Annotated in this window: 3 protein-coding genes and 1 pseudogene; all 4 read left to right on the top strand. The window is 38.4% G+C overall.

The window, feature by feature from the left end; genetic code table 11:
* A pseudogene (locus ACIQ0D_RS11465) lies at positions 1 to 699 on the top strand (glucosamine-6-phosphate deaminase); the annotation flags it as partial.
* Between the two features lie 11 nt (positions 700 to 710).
* Positions 711 to 2,246: a sulfatase gene (locus ACIQ0D_RS11470; protein WP_395805732.1), complete on the top strand. Its 1,536-nt coding sequence runs from the start codon at positions 711 to 713 to the stop codon at positions 2,244 to 2,246.
* 294 nt (positions 2,247 to 2,540) lie between these two features.
* Complete coding sequence (locus ACIQ0D_RS11475) at positions 2,541 to 3,698, top strand: acyltransferase family protein (RefSeq protein WP_395805734.1); 1,158 nt, start codon at positions 2,541 to 2,543, stop codon at positions 3,696 to 3,698.
* Between the two features lie 42 nt (positions 3,699 to 3,740).
* Positions 3,741 to 4,911: M16 family metallopeptidase (locus tag ACIQ0D_RS11480; RefSeq protein ID WP_395805736.1), on the top strand; the 1,171-nt coding region annotated here is incomplete at its 3' end.

Genomic DNA, 4,911 nt, shown 5'->3' on the forward strand with positions numbered 1-4,911 from the left:
TTTGTTGAATTTGCTCGTGATTTTAGTAAATCTATTAATCTTGATACTAGCAAGTTAGATGATCTTTACATTTCCATGCGTAAATTCTTGGAAAATAAGCAGCCTAACCAAGCGGATACCTCAGAAATTCAAACACTTAAAGGCCTAATCCGTAAAGGGGAAGCAATAAGTGGAGCACGTTTTGCTGGTTTAAAAGATGAGAATATTCATTTTATGGCGCTCCCTTTTTACGATAGAGGTAAAACAACTCGTAACCCTGTTGCCGAAGACGATGTACTCATCACCATGGAGCTTCTTGAGCGTGTAAAACCGCATCAAGTATTTGCTGCAGGCGATTTTGCCGATCCGCATGGAACGCATAAGGTTTGTTTCGATATCATTATTGAAGCACTAAGACGCTTAAAAGATCGTGAATGGGCTAAAGATTGCTGGTTATGGCTTTACCGTGGTGCTTGGCATGAATTTGAAACACATGAAATTCAAATGGCTGTGCCGCTTTCTCCACAAGAGGTAATTCGCAAGCGTTTAGCCATATTTAAACATCAATCGCAAAAAGATATCCCTGTTTTTCCTGGAGATGATGCGCGCGAATTTTGGGTGCGTGCCGAAGATCGTACTCGTGAAACAGCTAAAGCATACGATCGTTTAGGTTTAGCCGAATACGAAGCGATGGAAGCATTTGTCCGCTGGGAATACTAAATACCAACAGCATGAAATATGGAGCTCGACTTTTTATTGCGCTAGGATTAAGCCTTATAGGTTTTCAAAGTTTTTCGCAACAAAAGTCGAGACCCAATATTGTGGTCATCTTAACAGACGATCATGCGGTTAGCACAATCGGGGCCTATGGCTCAAAATATGGTGCTACTCCAAATCTAGATCGCCTCGCTAAAGAAGGTGCACTCTTTAACCGTGCCTTTGTTGTGAATTCTATCTGCGGACCAAGCAGAGCGGTGCTCTTAACCGGAAAGTACAGTCATATCAATGGCATGAGAGATAATCGCGATCGCTTTGATGCTTCCCAAGATGTATTTCCAAAACATTTAAAACAATCAGGCTTTCAAACTGCATGGATAGGTAAATGGCATTTGGTTGATTATCCCCAAGGTTTCGATTATTGGAATATTTTGCCTGGTCAGGGCCTTTACTATAATCCAAACATGATTAGCATGGGCGGTGATACCACGAGGCATGATGGCTATGCTACAGATATTATCACCGAACAGACGCTCAGCTGGCTTGATAAACGTGATCAAACAAAGCCATTTATGGTTGTAGTGGGCGAAAAAGCGCCACATCGGACTTGGATGCCAGATACTACTGATTTAGGTAAATTTGATCATATCAATTTCCCTTTGCCTAAAAACTTTTACGATAATTACGAAAACCGCATTGCTGCCCAAATGCAGGATATGTCGATCGAAAAAACCATGAAATTGGGCTATGATCTAAAAATGACCAGCGATCCTGATGCCTCCGCCTCCTCTTTTGTCAAAAGAATGAGTCCGGAGCAAAGAAAAAAATGGAATTCCTACTATAATAAAATCGAAAAAGATTTTCTTGAAAAGAAACCTACAGGAAAGGCGCTGATTGAATGGAAATTTCAACGTTACATGCGTGATTATTACAGTACTACGCTCTCGCTAGATCGAAATATTGGTAAAATTCTTGATTACCTTGATAAAAATAATTTAAGCGAGAATACCATTGTAGTTTATACCTCTGATCAGGGATTTTATATGGGTGAGCATGGCTGGTTTGATAAGCGTTTTATGTATGAAGAATCAATGCGCACACCATTGATTATCCGTTATCCAAAATTAATCAAGCCAGGAACAGTTTCGAATCAAATGATATCGAATGTCGATTTTGCACCCACTTTTTTAGAAGCAGCAGGTGTAGCTATCCCCAAAGAAATTCAAGGTAAATCAATGATGCCTTTGCTTAAAGATTCGAAAGCAAGCATTCGGAATTCGGCCTACTACCATTTCTTTGAATATCCTGGAGAACACAGCGTTTTAAAGCACTTTGGAATTCGTACAAATCGCTATAAACTGATTCGCTTTTATGATCATAAAAATTTCTGGGAGCTTTATGACCTAGAAAAAGATCCAAACGAGATGAAAAATATTTATGGACAGAAAAAATATGAGTCCATAACTGCCGACCTCAAAAAGCAATTGGAACAGCTTTGTATTGAGAATAAGGATACTGAGGCAATAAAAGCGCTTTCTCAAAAGCTTTAATATTTTTTAAACACTATTTCATTCTAACATGCGCACCTTTTCATTACGTGCATTTTTTACCTTGTCAATGCCATACCCACCGCATTGTCATTGCGAGCATTTTTTACTTGTCATTGCGAGCGTAGCGAAGCAATCCCATTAATTTAGTAGGAGATTGCTTCGTACCTCGCAATGACATATCAAAATCTCATAAATTTAAAAAGCCCATAATTCTCCAATCAAGTACCAAGACACAAGGAATTTTATCTTTTCTGCATAATTGTAAATACTGTAAAGCAATACTATCTTTATAGCATGAATGAACCATTAATTCTTCAAAAATCGCCGGCAAGGCTCTTATCCTTAGACGTATTTAGAGGCCTTACTGTTGCCGCAATGATTCTGGTAAATAATCCAGGAAGCTGGTCGCATATTTATGCACCTCTAAAACATGCTGAATGGCATGGCTGCACACCTACAGATTTAATTTTCCCATTCTTCCTCTTCATAGTTGGGGTCTCCATTTCTTATGCATTGGGAAGTAAAAAAGGAAATGTTAAGGATTCAAAATTACTAATCACAGCTGCTAAAAGAGCATTAATCTTGTTTGGATTAGGCCTTTTCTTAAATCTCTTCCCAAAGATATTTACAGAACCCATCGAGGCACTTAGCACTGTTCGCATACCTGGAGTACTGCAACGTATTGCTGTGGTCTTCTTCATAACGGCCCTAATTTTCATTAAAACTAGTCAGAAAACCCAAGTAAGACTCTTCTTTGGAATTCTAATTAGCTATTGGCTACTCATGACTTTCGTCCCAGTACCGGGTGTTGGTTATGCCAACTTGGAAAAAGAAACCAATTTAGGTGCTTGGCTAGATCGTACTGTACTTACTGAAGCACATTTGTGGAAATCTGCCAAAACCTGGGATCCTGAGGGTATTTTAAGCACCTTGCCTGCAGTAGCCACCGGACTATTCGGTTTATTAATTGGAACATGGCTTAAGCGGAAAGATAAAGACGAAGCGGTTAAAATCTCTTGGATGTTTAGTATTGGTACCTTGGCAATTGTTTTGGGTTTAATCTGGGACTTGTTTTTCCCAATAAATAAAGCCTTATGGACCAGCTCTTTTGTTTTATATGCTGGAGGTTTAGCAACAATTGGCCTAGCATTGTGTTATTGGTTGATAGATGTACAAGGTTATAAAAAAGGCACTACCCCATTTGTTGTTTATGGTGTAAATGCCATTACTGTATTTTTCCTTTCGGGATTAATTCCAAGAATATTAAGCATGATTAAAGTCAATATGCCCGATGGAACAAGCTTAAGTTCAAGAGTATGGATGTATGAAACATTTTACACCCCATATTTTTCACCAATTAATGCTTCATTAGCCGGGGCTGTAACATTTATCCTAATTTGGCTTCTAATACTATGGTTAATGTTTAAAAAAAATATTATTGTTAAAGTTTAAATATTTTCCACTAAATTGCTTATCCACTATAAATTTTAATATATGAGAACTATTAATAAATTTTTGAGCTTCTCGGTCGCATTAGTCATTGCGGTTTCCGGAATAGCAAATGCTCAGCCAAAGGCCAAGAGCAAAGATGGCGCGGCCACAGAGGTCATTCCCTTAGATCCGACAGTTAGAACTGGTAAACTCCCCAACGGTTTTACCTATTATATTCGTAAGAATGTAGAACCTAAAAACAGGGTTACTTTATATCTTGCTAATAAAATAGGATCTATCATGGAAAATGATGACCAGCTTGGTCTGGCGCATTTCATGGAGCACATGGGATTCAATGGTACAAAGAATTTCCCAAAAAATGACCTAGTAAATTATTTACAGAAGACTGGAGTTCGATTTGGTGCCGATTTAAATGCATACACGAGCTTCGATGAAACTGTTTATCAACTCCCTATCCCATCAGATGATCCAGAAATCCTTAAAAACGGTATTCAAATCATGCGCGACTGGGCTCAGGATGCTACGCTAAGTGATGAAGAGATCAATAAAGAGCGTGGTGTGGTTATAGAAGAAAAAAGATTAGGAAAAGGTGCTCAGCAACGTATGCAGGACCAATATCTGCCTATGCTTTTCAATAATTCACGTTATTCAAATCGTTTGCCAATTGGAACGGAAGAGGTACTAAAGAATTTTACTCCTGCAACTTTACGTCAGTTTTATACTGATTGGTATAGACCTGATCTTCAGGCCCTAATTGTAGTTGGAGATATTGATGTAGATGCTATGGAGCAAACAATCAAAACAAAGTTCTCTGATCTTAAAAAGCCAGCAAAACCACGTGAACGTACAAAATACTCTATCTCTTTGCTTAATAAAAACCAATTTATTACTGTTACTGATAAGGAATTTCCTGTAACTGTAGCGCAAGTCATAATAAAGCATCCAGAATCAAAACTTATCACCAAAACAGATTATAGAAATAGCATTGTAAGATCATTATTCAACCAAATGCTAGGTTCACGTTTTGCAGAGTTAAGTAAGCAAGCAAACCCTCCTTTCTTACAAGGTGGCGCTAATATTAGTGCATTCCTTGCGGGACTTGATAACTACAGCGCATTTGTTGTGGCTAAGCCTGGAGAAATGGAAAGAGGCTTTAAAGCGGTACTTTCTGAAACTGAACGTGTACAACGTTTTGGATTTACTGAAACTGAGC

The sequence above is a fragment of the Daejeonella sp. genome, assembly GCF_044342615.1.
Lineage (GTDB): Bacteria > Bacteroidota > Bacteroidia > Sphingobacteriales > Sphingobacteriaceae > Daejeonella.

Coding starts and splice junctions, on each gene's coding strand:
- ACIQ0D_RS11470 (WP_395805732.1), top strand. CDS start 711: ATGAAATATGGAGCTCGACTTTTTATTGCGCTAGGATTAAGCCTTATA.
- ACIQ0D_RS11475 (WP_395805734.1), top strand. CDS start 2,541: ATGAATGAACCATTAATTCTTCAAAAATCGCCGGCAAGGCTCTTATCC.